23 protein-coding genes and 2 other annotated features are annotated in these 21,347 nt (G+C 42.3%); of the genes, 20 read left to right on the top strand and 3 right to left on the bottom strand.

Going from position 1 to position 21,347, the window contains the following annotated elements:
* Positions 1–80 precede the first annotated feature (80 nt).
* Positions 81–260, top strand: a complete 180-nt coding sequence (locus tag NKF87_RS08540; RefSeq protein WP_055284126.1) for a hypothetical protein — start codon at positions 81–83, stop codon at positions 258–260.
* On the opposite strand, the gene NKF87_RS08535 is transcribed toward NKF87_RS08540, so the two are convergent.
* Entirely contained in the window at positions 230–469 is a 240-nt protein-coding gene (locus NKF87_RS08535) for a hypothetical protein (RefSeq protein WP_055284125.1), read from the bottom strand. The genes NKF87_RS08540 and NKF87_RS08535 overlap by 31 nt on opposite strands.
* 95 nt (positions 470–564) lie before the next feature.
* On the opposite strand from NKF87_RS08535, the gene NKF87_RS08530 reads away from it, so the two are divergent.
* The 17 genes from NKF87_RS08530 (at position 565) to rplT (ending at position 17,060) form a co-directional block, all read left to right on the top strand.
* The gene (locus NKF87_RS08530; RefSeq protein ID WP_055284124.1) at positions 565–1,068 is read left to right on the top strand and encodes an SEC-C metal-binding domain-containing protein; all 504 of its coding nucleotides are present in this window, start codon (positions 565–567) and stop codon (positions 1,066–1,068) included.
* Positions 1,053–1,805 carry a YdcF family protein gene (locus NKF87_RS08525; RefSeq protein WP_055284123.1) on the top strand — a complete coding sequence of 251 codons (753 nt, stop codon included), beginning with the start codon at positions 1,053–1,055 and terminating at the stop codon, positions 1,803–1,805. Before NKF87_RS08530 ends, NKF87_RS08525 begins: the two co-directional genes overlap by 16 nt.
* A 35-nt stretch (positions 1,806–1,840) precedes the next feature.
* Positions 1,841–2,078 (top strand) — a binding site (T-box leader).
* Between the two features lie 160 nt (positions 2,079–2,238).
* Entirely contained in the window at positions 2,239–4,167 is a 1,929-nt protein-coding gene (gene thrS, locus NKF87_RS08520; protein ID WP_117597840.1) for a threonine--tRNA ligase, read from the top strand.
* Positions 4,168–4,240: 73 nt separating this feature from the next.
* Positions 4,241–4,579 (top strand): DUF1540 domain-containing protein, encoded by a 339-nt coding sequence (locus NKF87_RS08515; RefSeq protein WP_055284121.1) that lies wholly within the window; start codon positions 4,241–4,243, stop codon positions 4,577–4,579.
* A gap of 192 nt (positions 4,580–4,771) precedes the next feature.
* Positions 4,772–6,115: an AI-2E family transporter gene (locus NKF87_RS08510; protein WP_055284120.1), complete on the top strand. Its 1,344-nt coding sequence runs from the start codon at positions 4,772–4,774 to the stop codon at positions 6,113–6,115.
* 3 nt (positions 6,116–6,118) lie between these two features.
* Positions 6,119–7,051: a homoserine O-acetyltransferase MetA gene (gene metA / locus NKF87_RS08505; protein ID WP_055284119.1), complete on the top strand. Its 933-nt coding sequence runs from the start codon at positions 6,119–6,121 to the stop codon at positions 7,049–7,051.
* A 71-nt stretch (positions 7,052–7,122) separates the two neighbouring features.
* Positions 7,123–7,392 (top strand) — a binding site (T-box leader).
* A 152-nt stretch (positions 7,393–7,544) separates the two neighbouring features.
* Positions 7,545–8,555: an ABC transporter substrate-binding protein gene (locus tag NKF87_RS08500; protein ID WP_253583450.1), complete on the top strand. Its 1,011-nt coding sequence runs from the start codon at positions 7,545–7,547 to the stop codon at positions 8,553–8,555.
* A gap of 20 nt (positions 8,556–8,575) precedes the next feature.
* A complete protein-coding gene (locus NKF87_RS08495; RefSeq protein ID WP_055284097.1) occupies positions 8,576–9,457 on the top strand; it encodes an ABC transporter permease in 882 nt (293 codons plus the stop codon).
* Positions 9,450–10,223: an ABC transporter ATP-binding protein gene (locus tag NKF87_RS08490; protein ID WP_055284096.1), complete on the top strand. Its 774-nt coding sequence runs from the start codon at positions 9,450–9,452 to the stop codon at positions 10,221–10,223. Before NKF87_RS08495 ends, NKF87_RS08490 begins: the two co-directional genes overlap by 8 nt.
* A 102-nt stretch (positions 10,224–10,325) precedes the next feature.
* The gene (locus NKF87_RS08485; protein WP_253583449.1) at positions 10,326–10,841 is read left to right on the top strand and encodes a deoxyuridine 5'-triphosphate nucleotidohydrolase; all 516 of its coding nucleotides are present in this window, start codon (positions 10,326–10,328) and stop codon (positions 10,839–10,841) included.
* 92 nt (positions 10,842–10,933) lie between these two features.
* Positions 10,934–12,298 (top strand): spore germination protein, encoded by a 1,365-nt coding sequence (locus tag NKF87_RS08480; protein WP_138376827.1) that lies wholly within the window; start codon positions 10,934–10,936, stop codon positions 12,296–12,298.
* A gap of 69 nt (positions 12,299–12,367) precedes the next feature.
* Positions 12,368–13,717 carry an MATE family efflux transporter gene (locus NKF87_RS08475; RefSeq protein ID WP_253583448.1) on the top strand — a complete coding sequence of 450 codons (1,350 nt, stop codon included), beginning with the start codon at positions 12,368–12,370 and terminating at the stop codon, positions 13,715–13,717.
* A gap of 46 nt (positions 13,718–13,763) precedes the next feature.
* The gene (locus NKF87_RS08470) at positions 13,764–14,627 is read left to right on the top strand and encodes a DegV family protein (protein ID WP_028085974.1); all 864 of its coding nucleotides are present in this window, start codon (positions 13,764–13,766) and stop codon (positions 14,625–14,627) included.
* 378 nt (positions 14,628–15,005) lie between these two features.
* Positions 15,006–15,671 carry a B3/4 domain-containing protein gene (locus tag NKF87_RS08465; RefSeq protein ID WP_055284093.1) on the top strand — a complete coding sequence of 222 codons (666 nt, stop codon included), beginning with the start codon at positions 15,006–15,008 and terminating at the stop codon, positions 15,669–15,671.
* A gap of 271 nt (positions 15,672–15,942) precedes the next feature.
* Positions 15,943–16,437 carry a translation initiation factor IF-3 gene (gene infC / locus NKF87_RS08460; protein WP_028085973.1) on the top strand — a complete coding sequence of 165 codons (495 nt, stop codon included), beginning with the start codon at positions 15,943–15,945 and terminating at the stop codon, positions 16,435–16,437.
* A gap of 32 nt (positions 16,438–16,469) precedes the next feature.
* The gene (gene rpmI / locus NKF87_RS08455; protein WP_006427930.1) at positions 16,470–16,667 is read left to right on the top strand and encodes a 50S ribosomal protein L35; all 198 of its coding nucleotides are present in this window, start codon (positions 16,470–16,472) and stop codon (positions 16,665–16,667) included.
* 36 nt (positions 16,668–16,703) lie between these two features.
* Positions 16,704–17,060, top strand: coding sequence for a 50S ribosomal protein L20 (gene rplT, locus NKF87_RS08450; RefSeq protein ID WP_006427929.1), 357 nt, complete (start codon positions 16,704–16,706; stop codon positions 17,058–17,060).
* 102 nt (positions 17,061–17,162) lie between these two features.
* Here rplT and NKF87_RS08445 read toward each other — a convergent pair whose 3' ends face one another.
* Positions 17,163–17,642, bottom strand: coding sequence for an S-ribosylhomocysteine lyase (locus NKF87_RS08445; RefSeq protein ID WP_028085972.1), 480 nt, complete (start codon positions 17,640–17,642; stop codon positions 17,163–17,165).
* Positions 17,643–17,810: 168 nt separating this feature from the next.
* Between NKF87_RS08445 and NKF87_RS08440 the strand changes: the two genes are divergently transcribed.
* Together NKF87_RS08440 and NKF87_RS08435 are read left to right on the top strand one after the other, a co-directional pair.
* Complete coding sequence (locus NKF87_RS08440) at positions 17,811–18,449, top strand: histidine phosphatase family protein (RefSeq protein WP_215720479.1); 639 nt, start codon at positions 17,811–17,813, stop codon at positions 18,447–18,449.
* Between the two features lie 75 nt (positions 18,450–18,524).
* Positions 18,525–19,040 (top strand): hypothetical protein, encoded by a 516-nt coding sequence (locus NKF87_RS08435; protein WP_253583447.1) that lies wholly within the window; start codon positions 18,525–18,527, stop codon positions 19,038–19,040.
* 628 nt (positions 19,041–19,668) lie between these two features.
* Here the strand turns inward: NKF87_RS08435 and NKF87_RS08430 are convergent.
* Positions 19,669–21,300, bottom strand: coding sequence for an ABC-F family ATP-binding cassette domain-containing protein (locus NKF87_RS08430; RefSeq protein ID WP_055282698.1), 1,632 nt, complete (start codon positions 21,298–21,300; stop codon positions 19,669–19,671).
* Between the last annotated feature and the right edge of the window lie 47 nt (positions 21,301–21,347).

Below are 21,347 nucleotides of genomic sequence, written 5' to 3'. Positions count from 1 at the left end.
AAATATAATAATAACGTCGGTGTAATCAGACACCAGAGACGTAAGAGGGGATACAAATAATCAAGATGGAGGTATGCACAATGAATACAAGAGACCTGACAAAAGAAGAAGCAGAAGTAATTTCAATGGAAGAATACCTTGCAAAGAGAAAGAAAATAAGAGAAAACGAAAGAAAACACAAGAAAAAAGGATCAGACGATCGAGAAGAAAGTCTGATGCCTCTGGAATTCTATATGGTATCATCGCTTGCATGGTCGTGATCCTGGTCAGGGTCATCGTGGCGGGTAAGCTTAAATACCAGCGTATAAGCGTATAAAAGTACAGGAAGTATGATCGTACATGCAACAGATGCCCAGAGAAGGTCGATAGAATGTGGACTTCCCATCAGGGCAAATATTAATGTACTGAGATACATACCGAATAATAAAATAGCGGCAATGAGTGCCAGAATACGTTTTGCATTTTTCATAATAATCATCCTTTACAATGAATCAAGACTTTAGTATATTATATAGAGAGCAGTGAAAAATTGCAAATGAATATCGTACAAAGGAGTATAGAAATATGAGCACATTATATCAGCAGTGGCAGAACATCGCTTATGATGAGACTGCAGACAGAAGTCAGTTGGAAAAATTCTGGGGAACATATTTCCAGATTGAGAAAGAGATTTACGAAAAGCTTCTTTCTAATCCGGATGAAGCAGTGAAAGGAACAGTCAAAGAACTGGCTGAGAAGTTCGGACAGGAAGTTCTGACCATGATCGGTTTCCTGGATGGAATCAATGAAAGCCTTCTGATCGAACTGGATCTGGATACAGTAGAAGAAGATACAGTAATAAGCCTTGCATTTGATAAAGAGAGACTGTACAAGAATATGGTAGCAGCGAAAGCTGACTGGCTGTATGAACTTCCACAGTGGAAAGAGATTTTTTCTGAAGAAGAATTAAAAAAATTCTATAAAGAACAGAAAGAATCTACAACAATTCGTAAACCAAAGAAAATTGGAAGAAATGATCCATGTCCGTGCGGATCAGGTAAAAAATATAAAAAATGCTGTGGCAGATAATTTTTCTGGCTGCAGGTATCCTGAGTCTCATTTATTACAGTGCGATCTGTATCGCACTGAAAAAATGGGACTCTACTTTTTCCAGATTCTGGCTGGCGGCCGGAATTGTGGGGATCGCAGGAAGCGTTTTGATCCGTTTGTATGGAATGCCGTGTGTGGTAGAAGCGCTGATCGGTATTGCTGTATGCCTCCTTCTGATTGCTGAGATAAAGATCATAACAGGAATGTGCAGAAGGCCTTTGGAAAAAAGACCGGAAGAAGATACACGATCCGGCACAAGATGGATCATTGTGCTGGGAGCGCAGGTGAGAGGCCGGAAGATTACCGATTCACTGAAACGAAGACTGGATTCTGCATTAGAGTATCTGAAAGAGCACCCAGATGTACATGTAATCGTCTCCGGCGGACAGGGGAACGATGAAGAAGTAACAGAAGCGTATGCAATGGCGCAGTATCTGGAGCGTGCAGGGATCGACTGCAGACGCATTATACAGGAAGACGCATCGGTAAATACACTGGAGAATCTGAAGTTTTCCAGAAAACTGATTGCAGATGTGGATACACCGGTCGGTATTGTCTCGAATAATTTTCATGTATACCGGGGATGTGTGTATGCAAAACGCGCAGGATTTAAGAATCCATTTCCGATAGCGGCAGGCTGTCATCCATTACTATTTCCCAATTATTTTGTACGGGAATGTTTTGCGGTCTGGAAACTGTGGTTGAAAAAATGTTGACAAAGTAAAACCTCGTGCTATAATGAGAGCGTATAAAAAACACGTTGAAGAGAAGAGTAGGCTGGGAAAGAAATGCCAGAGAGAGAAGCCGCAGGCTGAAAGCTTCTTATTTTGGAACCTTCTGAAAACTACCTCTGAGTGGCTGCAAAACAGTCCGGTGATTCCGTTATCGTCATAATTAAGAGGTTCTGACATGAGAGGTCTTTGAAAAATGAAGAGACTTTGATGCGTCAGTTCAAACAGGGTGGAACCGCGAGAAAACTCGTCCCTTACAGCATTTGTCTGTAAGGGAATTTTTTATTGCCATGCGTTTGAAAGAAGCTGACAAAGCATACAATAGAAACCGCAGATTACAGGTGATTGCTGAACGGGCAGAAAAGAAGATGCATGCCCGAGGATAGAATAGAAAATAAAAAGAGAGGACATGATAATTATGAAAATCACATTAAAAGATGGATCTTTCAAAGAGTATGAAGGAAGTATGTCAGTACTGGATATTACAAAAGATATCAGCGAAGGTCTGGCAAGGGTGGCAACTTCCGCAAGAGTAAATGGTGAAGTAGTAGATCTCAGACATGTTGTGGATGAAGATTGTGAACTGGAGATACTTACATTTGATAACGAAGAAGGAAAGGGTGCTTTCTGGCATACCACATCTCATATTATGGCACAGGCAATCAAACGTCTGTATCCGGATACAAAGCTTGCGATCGGACCGTCGATCGAGAATGGATTTTACTATGATGTAGACCGTGAGACACCATTCGCAGCAGAAGATCTCGAAAAGATTGAAAAAGAGATGAAGAAGATCGTCAAAGAAGCTCTTCCGATCGAACGATTTACAAAGACAAGAGAAGATGCAATCGCATATTTCAAAGAAAAAGATGAACCATACAAAGTTGAATTGATCGAAGACCTTCCGGAAGGAGAAGAGATCAGCTTTTATCAGCAGGGAGAATTCGTTGATTTATGTGCCGGACCACACCTGATGACAACAAAGCCGGTAAAAGCATTCAAGCTTACAAGCCTTGCAGGTGCTTACTGGAGAGGCAGCGAGAAGAACAAGATGCTCACAAGAATCTACGGTATCTCTTATCCTAAGAAAGCACAGTTAGATGAATATCTGACAATGCTTGAAGAAGCAAAAAAACGTGACCACAGAAAACTCGGCAAAGAACTTGGACTTTTCATGATGTGCGAAGAAGGTCCGGGATTCCCGTTCTTCCTTCCAAAGGGAATGGTGCTTAAGAATACATTGCTTGATTATTGGAGAGAACTTCACAAAAAAGCAGGTTATGTAGAGGTATCTACGCCGGTAATCTTAAGCAGACACCTATGGGAGACATCCGGTCACTGGGATCACTATAAAGAAAATATGTATACAACACAGATTGACGGAGAGGACTTTGCAATCAAGCCAATGAACTGTCCGGGTGGAATGCTCGTATATAAAGCTGAGCCACGTTCATATAAAGATCTCCCGCTTCGTGTCGGAGAACTCGGACTGGTTCACCGTCATGAAAAATCAGGACAGTTACATGGTCTGATGCGCGTGCGCTGTTTCACACAGGATGATGCACATATCTTTATGATGCCGGAACAGATCCGTGATGAGATCAAAGGTGTTGTAGCGCTGATCGATGAAGTATATCAGCTGTTCGGATTCAAGTATCATGTAGAGCTTTCTACACGTCCGGAAGACAGTATGGGAAGTGACGAAGATTGGGAACTTGCAACAGAAGGTCTTCGTGGTGCACTGAATGATCTTGGTCTTGACTATGTAGTAAATGAAGGAGACGGAGCATTCTACGGACCAAAGATTGATTTCCATCTGACAGACTCTATCGGAAGAACATGGCAGTGCGGAACAATTCAGCTTGATATGCAGCTTCCACAGAGATTTGAACTGGAATATACAGGTGCAGACGGAGAGAAACACCGTCCGATCATGATCCACCGTGTAGCATTTGGATCCATCGAGAGATTCATCGGAATCCTGATCGAACATTTTGCGGGAGCATTCCCTACATGGCTCGCACCGGTACAGGTTAAGGTGCTTCCAATCTCGGATAAACATCTGGAATACGGACAGAAAGTACTGGAGACATTAAATGCAGCAGGTATCCGTGCAGAGATTGATACACGTGCGGAAAAGATCGGTTATAAGATCCGTGAGGCTCAGATGCAGAAGATTCCATACATGCTTGTAGTAGGAGCAAAAGAAGAAGAAGAAAATCTGGTATCCGTAAGAAGCAGATTTGCAGGAGATGAAGGCCAGAAGAGTCTGGATGCGTTCGTAGCATCTGTTGCAGAAGAAATCGCAACAAGAGAAAGACGAGAAGTTGTAAAAGAAGAAAACTAATTTGTTTTTACAAATGTATAAGAAATAAAAAGAACTGGCATAATATATCTTGTATTTGAAAGGAGGATATATTATGCCAGATTTACGATGTACCGTACAGACTTGTACGCACAATCAGAATTATTACTGTAATCTTGACAGTATCGTGGTAGGAGGAAATTCTGCAAAGAAAGCTGCTGAGACAAGCTGTGACAGCTTTGAAGAGAGAAAAGGCGGAAGCACCTATGTGGATGCATACTCGGATATGGAAGGGAAAGAGGCATCGGCAAAGAGCAGTGTAGACTGTAAGGCAACAGACTGCATGTATAATAAAGAATGTCAGTGTCATGCCGGAAAGATCAGTGTAGAAGGCGGAAATGCCTGTCATTGCGACGAGACAGAGTGTGCAACATTCAAGTGTGGATGTGCATAAGATAAGACAGATGCCGGATACCGGCTTTAACGGATAGAGCGGCCGGGGCAGAAATAAAAAAGATCAGAACATAAGTTTTTATAAAAGTTTTATAGAAACAATTGTTCTGATCCTTTTTTGTCGGTTGACGTAAATTTACGGCAAGGGTATAATGATTTTATATGCGAAACAGGCAGGAAAGAAGAGGAGTTTATGAGCAAAGAAGAAAATACATATTATAAAGACCGTCCCAGTTTTGGGAGAAAGGGTCCATCCAAATTAAGGCAGCAGTTCAACCGCGGAATGACATATTTCCTGGTGATCGTTGCATGTATTCTAGTCTATTTTGCAATGCTGCGTGTGACAGCAATTTCAGATACGGTATTAAAGATACTGTCTATCCTGAAGCCGGTGCTGTATGGATGCGGAATCGCATATCTGTTGAATCCGATCGTGAGAACGGTAGATGCATATCTGGTGCCGGTTCTGGAAAAACATATGAAGAAAGAAAAAGCGAAGACGGTATCAAGATGTGCAGGAGTGATTCTGGCATTGGTCGTACTGATCACCATTGTAACAACGCTTATCAATATGCTGATCCCGGAACTGATCACAAGTATCCGGAATCTGATCTTTACGCTTCCGGCTCAGATCAACCAGCTGGTGAAGCAGATGAATCATATACAACTGGATGATTCGACGATGACGACAATGTTGAAGAATGCGATGAACGAGGCATCTACAAGCCTTCAGAACTGGATGCGTACGGATCTTCTGAACAAAGTAAATGAAGTGATGACCCATCTGACGGTTGGATTATATACACTGGTTATGGAATTGTTCCATGCAGTAATCGGAGTGATCGTATCTGTGTATATTTTGTTCGGCAAAGAGACATTTATTAATCAGAGTAAGAAAGCGACATATGCGATCTTTCCGACAGAACGTGCCAACCTGTTGATTCATATTGCAGTAAAGACAAATGAGATATTCGGGGGATTTATCATTGGTAAGATCATTGATTCTATCATTATCGGAATCCTGTGCTTTATTGGTACATCACTTTTGAATATGCCGTATGCAATGCTTGTCAGCGTGATCGTGGGTATGACGAATGTAATTCCGTTCTTCGGACCATATATCGGAGCAATTCCGAGTGCGGTTCTGATCGCACTTGCAGATCCGATGAAAGGAGTCTATTTCCTGATCTTCATCTTGTTGCTGCAGCAGTTTGACGGAAATATACTGGGACCGAAGATTCTTGGAAATTCTACCGGGCTGTCCGCATTCTGGGTAATTGTATCGATCCTTCTCGGAGGAGGCTTATTTGGAATTCTCGGAATGTTATTCGGAGTGCCGGCGTTTGCAGTCATTTATTATATTGTAAAACTTTTTCTGGATAATCAGTTGGAGAAAAAGAAATTGCCGACAGAGTCAGAATGCTATAACGGAGATAGTTATGTAGATAATGATGGGACATATTTTCAGAAAAAAGATAATATGACCGAGAATGAAGAACAGAAGACAGAAGAAAATAAAAAGGAAAAAGAGGAATAAATTATGCCGATCAGAGTGCAGAATGATCTCCCGGTCAAGGAGATATTAGAGAGTGAAAATATATTTGTGATGGATGAACACCGTGCAATGCATCAGGATATCCGTCCGATCAAGATCGGACTTCTAAACCTGATGCCATTAAAAGAGGAGACAGAACTGCAGATATTACGTTCGTTGTCTAATACACCGCTTCAGGTAGATGTGACATTTGTTGCGGTTGCTTCACATCAGTCGAAGAACACTTCAGTGAGTCACCTGAACAAATTCTATCAGAAATTTGATGAGATCAAGGATAAAAAATTTGACGGATTTATCATTACCGGAGCACCGGTAGAGCAGATGCCGTTCGAAGAAGTGGATTACTGGGATGAACTGACCCGTATTATGGACTGGACCAAGACGAATGTAGTATCTACACTGCATCTTTGCTGGGGAGCGCAGGCAGGCATGTATTATCATTACGGAATTGACAAGGTCCAATTAGATAAGAAGGCGTTCGGTCTCTTCTGGCATAAAGTGCTGAACCGGAAAATTCCGCTGGTACGTGGCTTTGATGATGTATTTCTGGCACCACATTCCCGTCATACAGAGACACCACTGGATAAAGTGCATGCGGATGAGAGGATTACGGTTCTGGCGGAATCTGACGAAGTAGGTCTGTTCCTTGCCATGGCACAGAATGGGCGCCAGATTTTTGTGATGGGACATCCGGAATATGACCGTATAACATTGGACGGTGAGTATAAACGGGACAAAAGTAAGGGACTTCCGATTGAACTCCCGAAGAATTATTATCAGGATGATGATCCGGAGAAAGGACCGCTGCTTACATGGAGAGCAACAGCGAATAACCTGTATACGAATTGGTTGAATTATTACGTATATCAGGCTACGCCGTATGACCTAGAGGGGACGCCGGATTTTACCTGGAAATAGGGCGTGATTGAAAAAAAGTAAAAAACTTCTTGACAAAACAACTTTGATACAGTAAAGTATAACCATAACAAAGCAAACCGTTGAAAAAGAAGAGTAGCTTATACGATGACATCCAAGAGAGCAGCAGGTGGTGAGATTGCTGTATGAAGTTGATAAGTGAATGGACTTTTGAGGGCAGTCTGAAATCAAGAACTTGTATTCAGCAATCGTTTGAGAGAGTATGGCTTGTCGGGAACCGAACCCGTTATCAATCAGGAGTGTATGTTAGTACATGAGAAAGTGGACGATTCGTCAATTTGAGTGGTACCGCGATAATAATAGATATTATTACCGTCTCAAACCTTAAGGTTTGGGGCGGTTTTCTTTTTGTCTAAGATGGTATGGCAGACGGTAATCGGTGAAAGATTTTCTCTCCTAACAACTACAGAGAACTGGCAATTGGGATCTGTGGACAACAATAATATTTTATACAGAAAAAGAGGAGAAAAAAATTATGAAAAAGAAAATGGTAACAGTATTATTAACAGCGGCAATGGTAACGGCAATGGCAGCAGGATGTGGCAGTTCATCCGATTCCGGAAGTGATAAGAAAGAATCTTATACCATCGGAATTGAACAGTTTGCAGAACATGGTTCTCTTGATAACTGCAGGGAAGGTTTCTTAAAAGGACTGGAAGCAGAAGGAATCAAAGAAGGTGATAACCTGACCGTAAAATACAAAAATGCGGCAGCGGATATGGGAACTGCAAAACAGATTTCCGACAGTCTGGTATCTGATAAAGTAGACCTGGTATGTGCGATCGCAACACCAAGTGCACAGAGTGTATATAACGCAGCAATGAAAGCTGACATTCCGGTCATTTACACTGCAGTTACAGATCCTGTAGCAGCAGAACTCGCAGACAAAGATGGAAAACCGGTAGGAGAAGTGACCGGAACATCAGATAAACTTCCGGTTGAAGAACAGCTTAAAATGATTCGTGAGATGCTTCCGGATGCTAAGAAGATTGGCATCATGTATACTACAAGCGAAGCAAATTCTGTATCGGCGATCAAAGAATACAAGAGTCTGGTTAAGAAATATGATTTCGAACTGGTAGAAAAGGGAATCACAACAACAGCGGATGTATCTCTTGCAGCGGATGATCTGTTAAGCAAAGTAGACTGTATTACCAATCTGACTGATAACACAGTTGTAGCATCACTTCCAACTATCCTGGATAAAGCAAATGAAAAGAAGATCCCGGTATTCGGAAGTGAGATCGAGCAGGTGAAGATCGGATGCCTTGCAGCAGAAGGAATTGATTATATTGCACTTGGAAAGCAGACTGGTAAGATGGCGGCGAAAGTATTAAAAGGCGAAGCAAAAGCTTCTGAGCAGAATTTTGAAACTATCACAGAACCTGGATTCTATGTAAATAGCAAAGTAGCAGAGGATCTTGGGATCACAGTACCGGAAGATCTTGCAAATAGCGCAGTAGAAAGCTTTGGGGACGGGAATTAGTGGATTGGGAGGCATTTTTCATGAGTTTCATTACATCGATATTAGAACAGGGGCTGATCTATGGAATCCTGGCATTGGGGATTTATATCACATATAAAATATTAGACTTTCCCGATCTTACGGTGGATGGAAGTTTTCCTCTGGGGGCAGCGATCACAGCTGCCCTCCTTACAAGAGGAATGAATCCATACATCACGCTGGTTCTTTCATTTCTGGCCGGAGCAGTTGCGGGAATCTGTACCGGACTGATCCACGTGAAGTGTAAAGTCAGAGATCTTCTTTCGGGAATCATAATGATGACGGCATTGTGGACGATTAATCTGTATATAGCAGGAACGGCGAATGTGCCATTATTCTCACAGAAGACTATTTTTAACAATGATCTGATGGAGAAGATTATTCCGGATGTACTTGCACCATATGCGACATTGATCATCGTTCTGGTGCTTGCATTGATCTGTAAAGTATTGCTTGATCTTTATCTGAATACGAAGTCCGGATTCCTGTTAAGAGCCGTTGGGGATAATGATGTACTGGTTGTATCTCTCGCAAAAGACAAGGGCAATATCAAGATCCTCGGACTTGCAATTTCAAATGGTCTGGTAGCATTGGCCGGATGTATATTTGCACAGGAAGAGAGAGTATTTGAAATTTCTATGGGAACCGGAGCTATGGTCATAGGACTGGCAAGTGTAATTATCGGAACCAGTATTTTCCGTAAGATGACACTGCTGCACACAACGACAGCAGTCCTGATCGGATCGGTTATTTATAAAGCATGCGTTGCCGTTGCACTACGCAATTTCGATCCGCAGGCCATGAAACTGGTAACGGCAGTCCTGTTCCTGGTTGTGCTTATCATCAGTATGGACAGAAAGAAGAAGGTGAACACCAATGCTTGAGTTAAAAGGAATTCATAAATATTACAATCCGGGTACCGTGAATGAGATGTGCTTATTTCAGGACTTCAACCTGACGATCGACAAAGGAGAATTCGTCTCTGTCGTGGGAAGTAATGGTTCCGGAAAGACTTCCATGTTGAATATTATCTGCGGAAGTATCCCGGTGGAGGGTGGACAGATCCTGATCAATGGATCCGATATCACAAAACAGAAAGAATATAAGAGAAACCAAAGAATCGGCCGTGTCTATCAGAACCCGGCAATGGGAACATGTCCAACAATGACGATTTTGGAAAATATGTCTCTGGCAGACAATAAAGGAAAGGTATTCGGTCTTTCCAGAGGAACGAACAAAGCAAGGATAGATTATTATCGGGAGCAGTTAAGCCAGCTTGGACTGGGATTGGAAGATAAGATGGATGTAAAAGTCGGCGCATTGTCCGGCGGGCAGCGTCAGGCAATGGCACTTCTGATGTCTACCATGACACCGATCGAGTTTCTGATCCTGGATGAACATACAGCAGCACTGGATCCGAAGACGGCAGAACTGATCATGAAACTGACAGATAAGATCGTAAAAGAGAAGAATCTTACAACGATCATGGTTACACACAATTTGAGATATGCGATCGAATATGGTAACCGCCTGGTGATGATGCATCAGGGAAATACGATCCTGGATAAAAAGGGAGAAGAAAAAGATAGGATGTCGGTAGACGATATCCTGACATTATTTAATGAAATCAGTATTGAGTGCGGCAACTAAAAGATGTTATACTGGATATGCCGGAACAAAAGCACAGCTTTATAGGCTGTGTTTTTGTAGTTTAAGAAGTATAGAATAAATAACAGAAAAGAGGATATATACATGGCAAAGAGAATCGCAAAATTTGAAAAAGTAAGCTTTGAACAGTTTAAAGAAGGGTATCTGGATGCCATCGGACAGGACTCCGATGAAGTCATCCGCAGTATCTATGATGCATTGAAACTTCCAAAACGTGCGACAAAAGGATCGGCTGGATATGATTTTTATGCGCCGCGGGCAATCACATTAAAGCCGGGAGAGACAGCGAAGATTCCAACAGGAATTCGTGCGAAGATGGAAGAAAACTGGGTACTTCAGTGTTATCCGAGAAGCGGACTTGGATTCAAATTCCGCCTGCAGTTGAATAATACAGTAGGGATCATCGACAGTGATTATTATAATTCAGACAATGAAGGACACATTTTTGCCAAGATCACGAATGACACAAAAGAAGGAAAAATAGTGGAAATCCCGGCAGGAACAGGATTTATGCAGGGGATTTTCATGGAATATGGGATTACGGTTGATGATGAAGTGGAAGAAGTCCGTAACGGCGGATTTGGCAGCACGACGAAATAACCGGAAAGAGAAGCATTCCATTTTTGTATAAGAATGAAAAAAACGGGACATACTGGAACATACAGTCTATGTATGTAAGAGGTGGTAAGAAGATGACGCGTCAGGAAATCCCGGTTTTTAAGACAAGAGAAGAAAATGTAGCATATATGAACGCAACACTCCCGATCCGGGAAAGCTTTGACCTCATCCAGAGGGATCTGCTGATCGGCGGGAGGGTTTCTTCTTTTTATTATGTAAATGGTTTTACAAGTGAAGAGACAATGCTGAAGATCATGGATGCACTTCTGAAAGTGAAAGAAGAAGACATGCCGGAGGATATATGGAAGTTCGCGAATGCATGTATTCCGTACGTTGGAGTAGATGTCATGTTTGATTTTGATCAGATATTGAAAAGTCTGCTGTCAGGGGAAACATGCGTATTTATTGACGGATACCGGGCATGTATTGTGATCGACTGCAGGATGTATCCGGCAAGAAATGTAGAAGAGCCGGATAAAGACAAGTCACTTCGGGGATCCAGAGATGGTTTTGTGGAGACAATCGTATATAACACGGCAATGATGAGAAGAAGAATCCGGCATCCGGCACTGATCATGGAGATGATGGAGGTAGGGGACAGTTCCAGGACAGATGTGGCACTCTGCTATATGGGTGACCGGGCAGATAAGACATTGCTGAAAAATGTGCGTGACAAGATCCAGAGCATAGATACAGATGATCTGCGGATGAATCAGCAGAGCCTGGCGGAATGCCTGTTTAAGCGGAAGTGGTATAATCCGTTTCCGAAGTTTAAATTCACCGAACGGCCGGATACGGCATCGGCATGTCTGCTGGAAGGGAAAGTGGTGATCCTGGTAGATAATTCACCGTCTGCGATGATACTTCCGACATCGGTCTTTGATATGATCGAAGAGGCAAATGACTATTACTTTCCGACATTGACCAGTGTCTATCTGAAGATATCCAGAACACTGATCAATCTGATGACGATATTCCTGACGCCGGTCTTTCTGCTTTTTATGCAGAATCCGAACTGGCTTCCGAAAGTATTTGCATTTGTAGCGGTGAAGGATACGGTGAATATTCCGTTGATCTATCAGCTTCTGATGCTGGAAGTGGCAATTGACGGCCTGCGCCTGGCGGCCTTGAATACTCCGAGTATGCTAAGTACACCGCTCAGTGTGATCGCTGGTCTTGTCATGGGAGAATTTTCAGTGGAATCGGGATGGTTTAACAGCGAAGTCATGCTCTATATGGCGTTTGTTGCAGTTGCAAATTATACACAGCCGAATTTTGAACTTGGCTATGCGCTGAAGTTCATGCGTCTGGCTCTGCTGATACTGACGGCATTATTCAACGGGTGGGGATTTGTAATGGGATGTGTTCTGGTGGTGTGCAGTATCTGCTTTAATAAAACACTTTCCGGAAGAAGCTATCTTCATGTAAGCCTGAAATAACCGTGTGTGAAAAACGACCATTACAGGAAAATGGGATAATAAGTATACAAAAGAAAGGCAGAGATAGAAATGAATCACAGAGATGAAAGACTCGGAAGTGCACCGCTGGGAAAACTGATGTTTTCTCTGGCACTTCCTTCTGTGGCGGCACAGCTTATCAATGTGCTTTATAATATAGTAGACAGAATGTATATAGGTCATATTCCGGGATACGGAAATGCAGCACTGACCGGTGTCGGGGTTACATTTCCAATCCTGACGATGATCTCGGCATTCAGCGCGTTTGCGGGAATGGGCGGAGCACCGCTTGCTTCCATTCAACTGGGAAAACAGAACAGACAGAGGGCAGAACAGATCCTTGGAAATTCTGCGGGGCTTCTGGTACTATTTTCTGTAATCCTGACAGCATTCTTTTCGATATTCAAGACACCGGTCCTGTATGCGTTTGGAGCCAGTGATGCAACGATTGTCTATGCGAGAGATTACATATCGATCTATCTGATCGGAACCATCTTCGTACAGCTGGCACTTGGACTGAATGCTTACATCAGCGGACAGGGGGCGGCAAAGATTGCAATGTTATCCGTTCTGATCGGGGCAGTATTAAATATCTGCCTGGATCCGCTGTTCATCTTTGTAATGCATATGGGTGTGCGCGGAGCGGCTGTTGCAACGGTCCTGTCACAGGCGGTCAGTGCAATATGGGTGGTACATTTCCTGGTTTCGGAAAAAAGCGTGATGCGTCTTACATTGAAAAATATGCATTTGAAAAAAGATGTAATCAAGATGATCGCAGGACTCGGAATCTCACCATTTATTATGCAGAGTACGGAAAGCCTGGTAACGATCACACTGAATACGGGGCTGCAGAGATATGGCGGTGATCTGTATGTAGGATCCATGTCGATCCTTATGAGTGTCATGCAGATGATCACGATTCCGGTGCAGGGGATCACACAGGGGATACAGCCGATCATCAGCTATAATTATGGTGCTGGAAATAAGGAACGTGTGAAAGCAACGATGAAAAGAATGATCCTGGTCTGTCTGACAGGAACACTGTTGCTTGCAGGTGTGGCAATTTTTGCACCGCAGATATATACAGGGCTGTTTACGGATAATAAAGAACTTTTGGAACTGACATGTAAGGTTATGCCGGTATATTTCCTTGGAATATCCATCTTCGGAATCCAGTGCGCATGCCAGACATCATTCATTTCGCTCGGACAGGCAAAGGTATCGTTATTCATTGCGCTTTTAAGGAAGATTATTCTGCTGATTCCACTTGCGGTTATTCTGCCAAAATTTATGGGCGTGATGGGAATCTACCGCGCAGAACCGATTGCAGATGTAATATCGGTTCTGACAACCAGCGCAGTATTTATCATTACTGTGAAAAAAGTTTTGCGTAATATGTAAGACAATGGTAAGATGAAAAGGACTTGAGGATGAGGAGGTTTCCGATATGAGTGAATATGTAATAACGATTAACAGTACATCTGATCTGCCAAAAGAATGGGTGTGGGAAAGAGAGATACCGGTAGTCCCGCTGAACTGTACGATCGGTGGAAAGACTTACCGTGATATGTATGATCTGACAGCAGAAGAATTCTATGGTATGTTAGAGAACGGAGAGATGGCAGTGACTTCACAGCCAAGTCCGCAGACTGCAATAGATATCCTGGAACCGATCCTGAAAAAAGGAAAAGATATTTTGCATCTGAGCTTTACATCAGGACTTAGTGGTACATATAACAGTATGTGTATAGCTGCAGAGGAACTGCGTGAAAAATATCCGGAGAGAAAGATTGTTGTGATCGATACACTTTGCGCAAGCATGGGAGAAGGCCTGCTTGATTATAAGGCACTGGAACTTCAGAAAGAAGGCAGGAGTCTGGAAGAAGTTGCGCAGTGGGTGGAAGAAAATAAATTAAAAATCTGCCATTTCTTTATGGTAGAGGATCTGAATCATCTGCAGAAAGGCGGACGTATCTCGAAGACAGCAGCAGTGATCGGAACGATGGTACAGATCAAGCCGATCATTTGTCTGGATAATGAAGGAAAGCTTCAGATCATCAGGAAAGAGCGGGGCAGAAAGAAAGGCATGAATAAGATCGTGGATATGGCGGTCGAAGCATGCGAGGGAAAGATGCCGGATATGGTGATGATTCCGCATGGCAATTGTCCGGAAGATGCAGCTTATGTCGCAGAACTCGTCCGTAAGAAAATGGGTGTGACCAATGTCATGATGAACAATCTCGGTCCTGTGATCGGAGGTCATACAGGCGCTGGAATGATCGCCATTGTATGCATGGCAGACCACAGATAGATACATAGAAACATTAAGAATACTAATAGTAACATACAAAAGCTTCATTTAACAAATGTATAATTATGCTCTATACTGAAATCAGAAAGAGAGAAATAAATCATCCTGAGGAGGTGTAGAGTATGTTAAGTATCATCGGATGGGGAATCGTTGCAGTAGTAGCAATATATGGAGCAACAAGTCTTTTCGCCTAGAAAAGCATGCTTAATATACTGTGAAATAGATCAAAAGCAGCATAAAGAAGAGTCAAAGATGACAAGAAGCTTACGGGCAGATTGTCATCTTTTTTTGTATTTATGCGGGAAATTCTCAAAGCACATTTCTTACGGTTCGCCTGAACGATGATCCGACACTTTATAATACAGGAGAGCGATATATATGAAACATCTGATAATTGATAAAACGATGAAAGAAATCTGGCCGGATACCAGAGTGGGATGCCTGCAGTACCGGGTGAAAGTGGAAAAGAAGAACGAAGAACTGTGGAAATATCTGAAGAAAGACATTTTCAAAAAGACGAGAGATGCTATTTTTGATAACGGGATCAATGAAATCCCAAACGTGAAAGAATCCAGGGCAGCATACAAAGCATTCGGAAAGGATCCGAGCAGATACCGTGTGTCTTCCGAGGCACTGATCCGCCGGATCGGACAGGGAAAGGGACTATATGAAGTTAATACCGTTGTGGATGTCAATAACCTGATTTCCATCGAATCGGGATTTTCGGTAGGATCTTATGACGTATCTCAGATCTCAGAAGAACTGGTATTCCGGATCGGACAGAAAGGAGAGACTTATAAGGGAATCGGAAAAGATGAGATCAAGATCGAGGCGCTTCCGGTGCTCGCAGACAAAGACGGAGCCATCGGAAGTTCAACCAGTGATTCAGAGCGTGCAATGATTACGGAGGATGTGACAGAAGTATTGACATTGATCTATTCATTTTCAGGAAATGATGGTCTTGAAAAAGCATTGGAATATGGCAGAAAATATCTGGAAGAGTATGCCGGGGCACAGAATCTGGAAAGCTGGATCGTGGAATAAAGGCTGAATTATCAGGAATCAAAAAAGGATGAAAAAAAGAGAAAAAACAGTTGACATAAGAAAAATAATGTGATAAATTATATGTTGCGTAAGGCAAAAAAGAAAGTAGAGTATCCACTCTCACCTTAGCACAATCGGGTGACTAATGGTTTGATATTGAGTATATACAGATTTGATTATAGATCTTATGATACAGATATGCAAGTGGATAGTCTCGAACTATTCACTTATTTTTATTTTATGATGGAGGTGCACGACAATTAGCGATTTAATGATTAACGGGCAGATTAGAGACAAAGAAATTCGAGTGATTGGAGAAAACGGAGATCAGTTAGGTATCATGAGTCCGAAGGAAGCTATGAAGCTTGCTCAGGAAGCAGATCTGGATCTTGTGAAGATTGCTCCAAAGGCTCAGCCACCTGTTTGCAAGATTATTGATTACGGTAAGTACAGATATGAACTTGCAAGAAAGGAAAAAGAGGCTAAAAAGAAACAGAAGACCGTTGAAGTAAAAGAAGTGCGTCTTTCACCAAATATTGAGACGAATGATCTTAATACCAAAGTGAATAATGCTAAGAAGTTCATCAGTAAAGGTAACAAAGTAAAGGTTACATTGCGTTTCAGAGGCCGTGAGATGGCACATGTTCAGCAGAGCAAACACATTTTGGATGATTTTGCCCAGATGCTTGGTGACATCGCAGTCATTGAAAAGCCGGCTAAGATGGAAGGCAGAAGCATGAGCATGGTTTTAACTGAAAAACGTTAAAAATACAATACAAGTTGAAGGAGGAGCATATCATGCCAAAAATTAAAACTAATAGAGCAGCTGCAAAGCGCTTCAAAAAGACAGGTACAGGAAAATTAAAAAGAAATAAAGCTTACAAGAGCCATATCTTAACTAAGAAATCTACAAAGAGAAAAAGAAATCTTAGAAAAGCAACAATTGCTGATGCTACTAATGTAAAGAACATGAAGAAGGTATTACCATATCTCTAAGATAAGGTTCAATTTGTGAAGGAGGAAGAATAAGACATGGCAAGAATTAAAGGCGGATTAAACGCTAAAAAAAGACATAACAGAACTTTAAAATTAGCAAAAGGATACAGAGGAGCACGTTCTAAACAGTACAGAGTTGCAAAACAGTCTGTAATGAGAGCTCTTACATCTTCATACGCAGGAAGAAAACAGCGCAAACGTCAGATGCGTCAGCTCTGGATCGCTCGTATCAATGCTGCAGCAAGAATGAACGGACTGTCATACAGCAAGTTCATGCACGGCTTAAAAGTAGCTAACATCGAGATGAACAGAAAGATGCTTGCAGAGATGGCTGTAAATGATGCAGAAGGATTTGCAACACTTGCAGAAGCTGCAAAAGCTGCTTTAGCTTAATTTAAAATAAAATTTCAGCACGCAGGATTTCCTGCGTGCTTTTTGATTTCCGGCAGCCTGTAGTACAGATTACTCATAGTTTGAAAATACCGGTAACTGTGATCAGGAAGGATAATGTAACTGCTCCTCAGTGATATTTTCAAGAACCTCCGTAAGATATTTCTTAGACAGATATTTTGCCATCGGAAGATTCATATCCAGATAGTTTCCACAGTCTTTGGCAGAAGCTCCGGGAACTTCACCCTCAAAATCAGCCATAAATCGGTACATTTCTTTTAATAATGGTACGATGTCTTTGGATTCATAACTTCCGGCAAGGATCAGATAGAATCCTGTACGGCAGCCCATAGGTCCAAAATAAATGGTCTTGTCTGCATATTCTGCATGATTGCGTAAGAATGTGGCGGCCAGATGTTCGATCGTGTGAACCTCGGCAGTATTCATAACCGGTTCATCGTTAGGACTGGTCATACGCAGATCAAAAGTAGTGATCGGATTGCCGCCTGCCTGGTCGATACGGGAAACATACACACCCGGAACAAGGCGCAGATGATCTACTGTAAAGCTTGCAATTTTTTTCATGATTGATACTCCCTTTTCAATAATTTTAAAGAATTTTATGCAGAAATATTATAGCATTTTCAGCAGAATTTGACTATAAAAAGATAAAAAGGTATGGTATACTGTCAATTATATTGGCGTTAGAGGTCAATGGATAAAAAGGGTGTTTTAGGAGGAAGAATTGGTAGAATGAAACTTTATCTGGTAAGACATGGAGAAACGGATTGGAATAAAGTAAAAAAGATTCAGGGGCAGGTGGATATTCCGCTGAATCAGTTTGGCAAGCATCTGGCAGAAGAGACGGCGGAGGGATTGCATGATATTCCGTTCGATCTGTGTATTTCAAGTCCGTTGTCGAGAGCATATGAAACAGCGAGGATCATACTGGAAGGCAGGGATGTTCCGATCATCACGGATGCCAGAATTGGGGAAATGGCATTCGGTGAATATGAGGGAAAATGCTGCGCAAGAGATCATTGGGAACTTCCGGAAGATTTTCAGAAATTTTTCGATGATCCGGTGGGATTCAGACCGGGAAAAGGTGGCGAATCATTTGCGGATGTAAGGAAAAGAACCGGTGAGTTTCTGGAAAGTCTGTACAAAAAAGCAGAGGGTGTGTATGGAAATATACTGATCACCACACATGGAGCGGCGCTGGCAGGTATACTGAATAACATCAGAAAGGAACCGCTGGAAAAATACTGGGGCATCGGAGTGCACAGTAACTGTGCGGTGACAGAAGTGGAAGTAAAGAATGCGGAGGCAAAGATCCTTTCTGAAAATGTTACATATTATAAAGAAACAGTAAGACCATGGGCTGGTAACTAAGTGTCGGCAGAGTACAAGGTAACAGCGTGAAAATACCCGGAAAAAGCAGAAGATTCGGTAAAAGGAGAAAAAAGTATGGCGATTGAAACAGCAGGACAGCAAAAATATGCAAATCTGACAGCAAAAAGAATCAAATCACTACAGACAGGAATGATTGTCTGGATCAGTCTTCTGTGCCTGGCATTGATCTGCTCGTTTGATAATATCATGCTGGCTGCAATTATTGGATGTGTAGGAATTGTTTTAGCAGTGTTGAATACAAAAGCAAGAAAAGAATTCAATAGAAAGCTGGACAGAGTGAAAGACAAAGAAGAGTTCTACCGTCAGCTGGCAGCACCGGATGTACTGGAATTAAAAGAAGAACAGCTTCTGATTGCAAAAGATTATGTAGTGACCGTAGATACGGATGTAGAGATATATGATCTGAACCAGATGGAGAAACTGGAAGTAGGAAAACAAGGTAATATTAAAAAGACATTATTCCTGACAGAACCGGACGGAAAGAGGCATGCAATACTGTCAACAACAAAAGGAGATGGAAGACAGAGAGCATTCGATCAGGTATATGAAAGATTACATAAAAGATTTTGAGATTTAATTGGGATTTAATTTATTAACTGGGGAAGCGGCCTCTCAGTCCTTGAAGGAAACAATAGATAAGGCTTCTTGTTCAGGTTCCATACCATAAGAAACACTAAGAGAGTCAGAATCACCTAAAAGCAAAGGAACTACGCTCAAACTCGGCGTTCGCCTCAAACACGTTCGCTTCGTTCCTTTAACGGTGCTTCTGACTCTCTAATTGTTTCTAACGGCATTCCACATTCACAATAATCCTTATCTATTGTTTCCTTCAAGTCGTGACTGGCAGCGAATGTTAATAAATAAAATGCCCGGAAGTGTAACCCGGTGGAAGCCACTACGGTTACGCATTTGCCATTTCATTCGTAAGGCATTTGATACACACGGAATAAAACTTGGAAAGGCGTTCCAGCGAATGTGAAAGAGGCGTTGGTAATTCTTAAGGGGCAAAATTCTGCGTTGGGTTTTCAAAATTTGACTGTCTGAGGCGTATGCCGAGTTTCAAATTTTGAAAGCCTGCTTTTAGCAGAATTTTGCCCCTTTAGAATTGACCCGCCGATGGAACCTGAGCAGGAACGCCTTTCCAAGTTTTATTCCGGTTCGGGTATCCACAGCCTTCCTGAATTAAATCCCAATCAATTTAATTATCTTCCTCCTGAACAGTATAAGTCTGTCTCTTACGAGCCATCTCATCACTTTCAAGATATTCATCATAAGTAGTGATCTTATCAATCAGTTTACCGCCCGGAACAATCTCCATGATACGGTTGGCAGTAGTCTGGACAATCTGGTGGTCTCTGGAAGAGAAAAGAAGTACACCAGGGAATTTTGTCATTCCGTTGTTCAGTGCGGTGATGCTTTCCATATCCAGGTGGTTGGTAGGCTCATCAAGTATCAGTACATTTGCACCGCTGATCATCATCTTGGATAACAGACAGCGTACCTTTTCACCTCCGGAAAGAACACGCACCTTCTTCACACCGTCATCACCGGAGAACAGCATACGACCGAGGAATCCACGTACATAAGTGGCATCCTTTTCTTCGGAATACTGGGTCAGCCAGTCTACGATGCTGTAATCATTGTCAAATTCACTTCCGCTGTCAAGTGGGAAGTAGGCCTGGGTTGTTGTGATTCCCCATTTATAAGTACCCTCATCCGGTTCCAGCTCTCCGGCAAGAATCTGGAAGAGTGTTGTCTTTGCAAGCTCATTGCTTCCGACAAATGCAACCTTGTCATCGTGGTTCAGAGTAAAGGAAATGTTATCCAGAACTTTTTCGCCGTCGATTGTTTTGCTTAATCCCTCTACCGTAAGGACTTCATTACCGATCTCGCGGTTTGGACGGAAGTCGATGTAAGGATATTTACGGCTGGATGGCTGGATGTCATCAAGCTGAATCTTTTCCAGTGCACGTTTTCTGGAAGTAGCCTGCTTGGATTTTGAAGCATTGGCACTGAAACGAGAGATGAATTCCTGCAACTCTTTGATCTTTTCTTCCTTTTTCTTATTGGCTTCTTTCATCTGACGGATCAGAAGCTGGCTGGATTCATACCAGAAGTCATAGTTACCGGCATAGAGTTTGATCTTGCCATAATCGATATCTGCAATCTGTGTGCAGACCTTGTTCAGGAAGTAACGGTCATGGGATACAACGATGACAGTATTGTCAAAGTTGATCAGGAATTCCTCGAGCCATGCGATCGCATCAAGGTCTAAGTGGTTAGTAGGCTCGTCGAGGAGCAGGATATCCGGATTACCGAACAGTGCCTGTGCAAGCAGGACTTTTACCTTTTCCGGACCATTTAAGTTCTTCATCATCTCATAATGCATCTCAACCGGAATGCCGAGACCATTTAACAAAGTTGCGGCATCGGATTCTGCTTCCCATCCGTTCATGGCTGCGAATTCGCCTTCCAGTTCGCTGGCTTTCATACCATCTTCATCGGTGAAATCCTCTTTTGCATAGATGGCTTCTTTTTCTTTCATGATCTCATAGAGTCTTGCATTTCCCATCATAACAGTATCCAGTACCGGATATTCATCATATTTGAAATGATCCTGCTGCAGGAAAGAAAGACGCTCACCTGGTGTGATGATAACTTCACCGTTCGTTGGTTCAAGCTGTCCGGATAAGATTTTTAAAAATGTAGATTTACCTGCACCGTTTGCTCCGATCAGACCGTAGCAGTTTCCTTCTGTAAATTTAATATTAACATCTTCGAACAGGGCTTTTTTACCAACCCGTAATGTTACATTACTTGTACTAATCATATTGGTTTATATTCTCCTTGTCGTTTGAATCTCTGTTGATAGTGACT

It is taken from the genome of Dorea longicatena (genome assembly GCF_024168045.1).
Classification (GTDB): Bacteria; Bacillota; Clostridia; order Lachnospirales; family Lachnospiraceae; genus Dorea_A.
The sequence above is the reverse complement of the archived record's forward strand: the minus strand, read 5'-3'. Positions and strand labels throughout refer to the sequence as shown.

Bases quoted from the DNA above. Each gene is read 5' to 3' on its own strand.
- NKF87_RS08540 (WP_055284126.1), top strand. From the start codon at position 81: ATGAATACAAGAGACCTGACAAAAGAAGAAGCAGAAGTAATTTCAATG.
- NKF87_RS08535 (WP_055284125.1), bottom strand. From the start codon at position 469: ATGAAAAATGCAAAACGTATTCTGGCACTCATTGCCGCTATTTTATTA.
- NKF87_RS08530 (WP_055284124.1), top strand. From the start codon at position 565: ATGAGCACATTATATCAGCAGTGGCAGAACATCGCTTATGATGAGACT.
- NKF87_RS08525 (WP_055284123.1), top strand. From the start codon at position 1,053: ATGCTGTGGCAGATAATTTTTCTGGCTGCAGGTATCCTGAGTCTCATT.
- thrS (WP_117597840.1), top strand. From the start codon at position 2,239: ATGAAAATCACATTAAAAGATGGATCTTTCAAAGAGTATGAAGGAAGT.
- NKF87_RS08515 (WP_055284121.1), top strand. From the start codon at position 4,241: ATGCCAGATTTACGATGTACCGTACAGACTTGTACGCACAATCAGAAT.
- NKF87_RS08510 (WP_055284120.1), top strand. From the start codon at position 4,772: ATGAGCAAAGAAGAAAATACATATTATAAAGACCGTCCCAGTTTTGGG.
- metA (WP_055284119.1), top strand. From the start codon at position 6,119: ATGCCGATCAGAGTGCAGAATGATCTCCCGGTCAAGGAGATATTAGAG.
- NKF87_RS08500 (WP_253583450.1), top strand. From the start codon at position 7,545: ATGAAAAAGAAAATGGTAACAGTATTATTAACAGCGGCAATGGTAACG.
- NKF87_RS08495 (WP_055284097.1), top strand. From the start codon at position 8,576: ATGAGTTTCATTACATCGATATTAGAACAGGGGCTGATCTATGGAATC.
- NKF87_RS08490 (WP_055284096.1), top strand. From the start codon at position 9,450: ATGCTTGAGTTAAAAGGAATTCATAAATATTACAATCCGGGTACCGTG.
- NKF87_RS08485 (WP_253583449.1), top strand. From the start codon at position 10,326: ATGGCAAAGAGAATCGCAAAATTTGAAAAAGTAAGCTTTGAACAGTTT.
- NKF87_RS08480 (WP_138376827.1), top strand. From the start codon at position 10,934: ATGACGCGTCAGGAAATCCCGGTTTTTAAGACAAGAGAAGAAAATGTA.
- NKF87_RS08475 (WP_253583448.1), top strand. From the start codon at position 12,368: ATGAATCACAGAGATGAAAGACTCGGAAGTGCACCGCTGGGAAAACTG.
- NKF87_RS08470 (WP_028085974.1), top strand. From the start codon at position 13,764: ATGAGTGAATATGTAATAACGATTAACAGTACATCTGATCTGCCAAAA.
- NKF87_RS08465 (WP_055284093.1), top strand. From the start codon at position 15,006: ATGAAACATCTGATAATTGATAAAACGATGAAAGAAATCTGGCCGGAT.
- infC (WP_028085973.1), top strand. From the start codon at position 15,943: ATGATTAACGGGCAGATTAGAGACAAAGAAATTCGAGTGATTGGAGAA.
- rpmI (WP_006427930.1), top strand. From the start codon at position 16,470: ATGCCAAAAATTAAAACTAATAGAGCAGCTGCAAAGCGCTTCAAAAAG.
- rplT (WP_006427929.1), top strand. From the start codon at position 16,704: ATGGCAAGAATTAAAGGCGGATTAAACGCTAAAAAAAGACATAACAGA.
- NKF87_RS08445 (WP_028085972.1), bottom strand. From the start codon at position 17,642: ATGAAAAAAATTGCAAGCTTTACAGTAGATCATCTGCGCCTTGTTCCG.
- NKF87_RS08440 (WP_215720479.1), top strand. From the start codon at position 17,811: ATGAAACTTTATCTGGTAAGACATGGAGAAACGGATTGGAATAAAGTA.
- NKF87_RS08435 (WP_253583447.1), top strand. From the start codon at position 18,525: ATGGCGATTGAAACAGCAGGACAGCAAAAATATGCAAATCTGACAGCA.
- NKF87_RS08430 (WP_055282698.1), bottom strand. From the start codon at position 21,300: ATGATTAGTACAAGTAATGTAACATTACGGGTTGGTAAAAAAGCCCTG.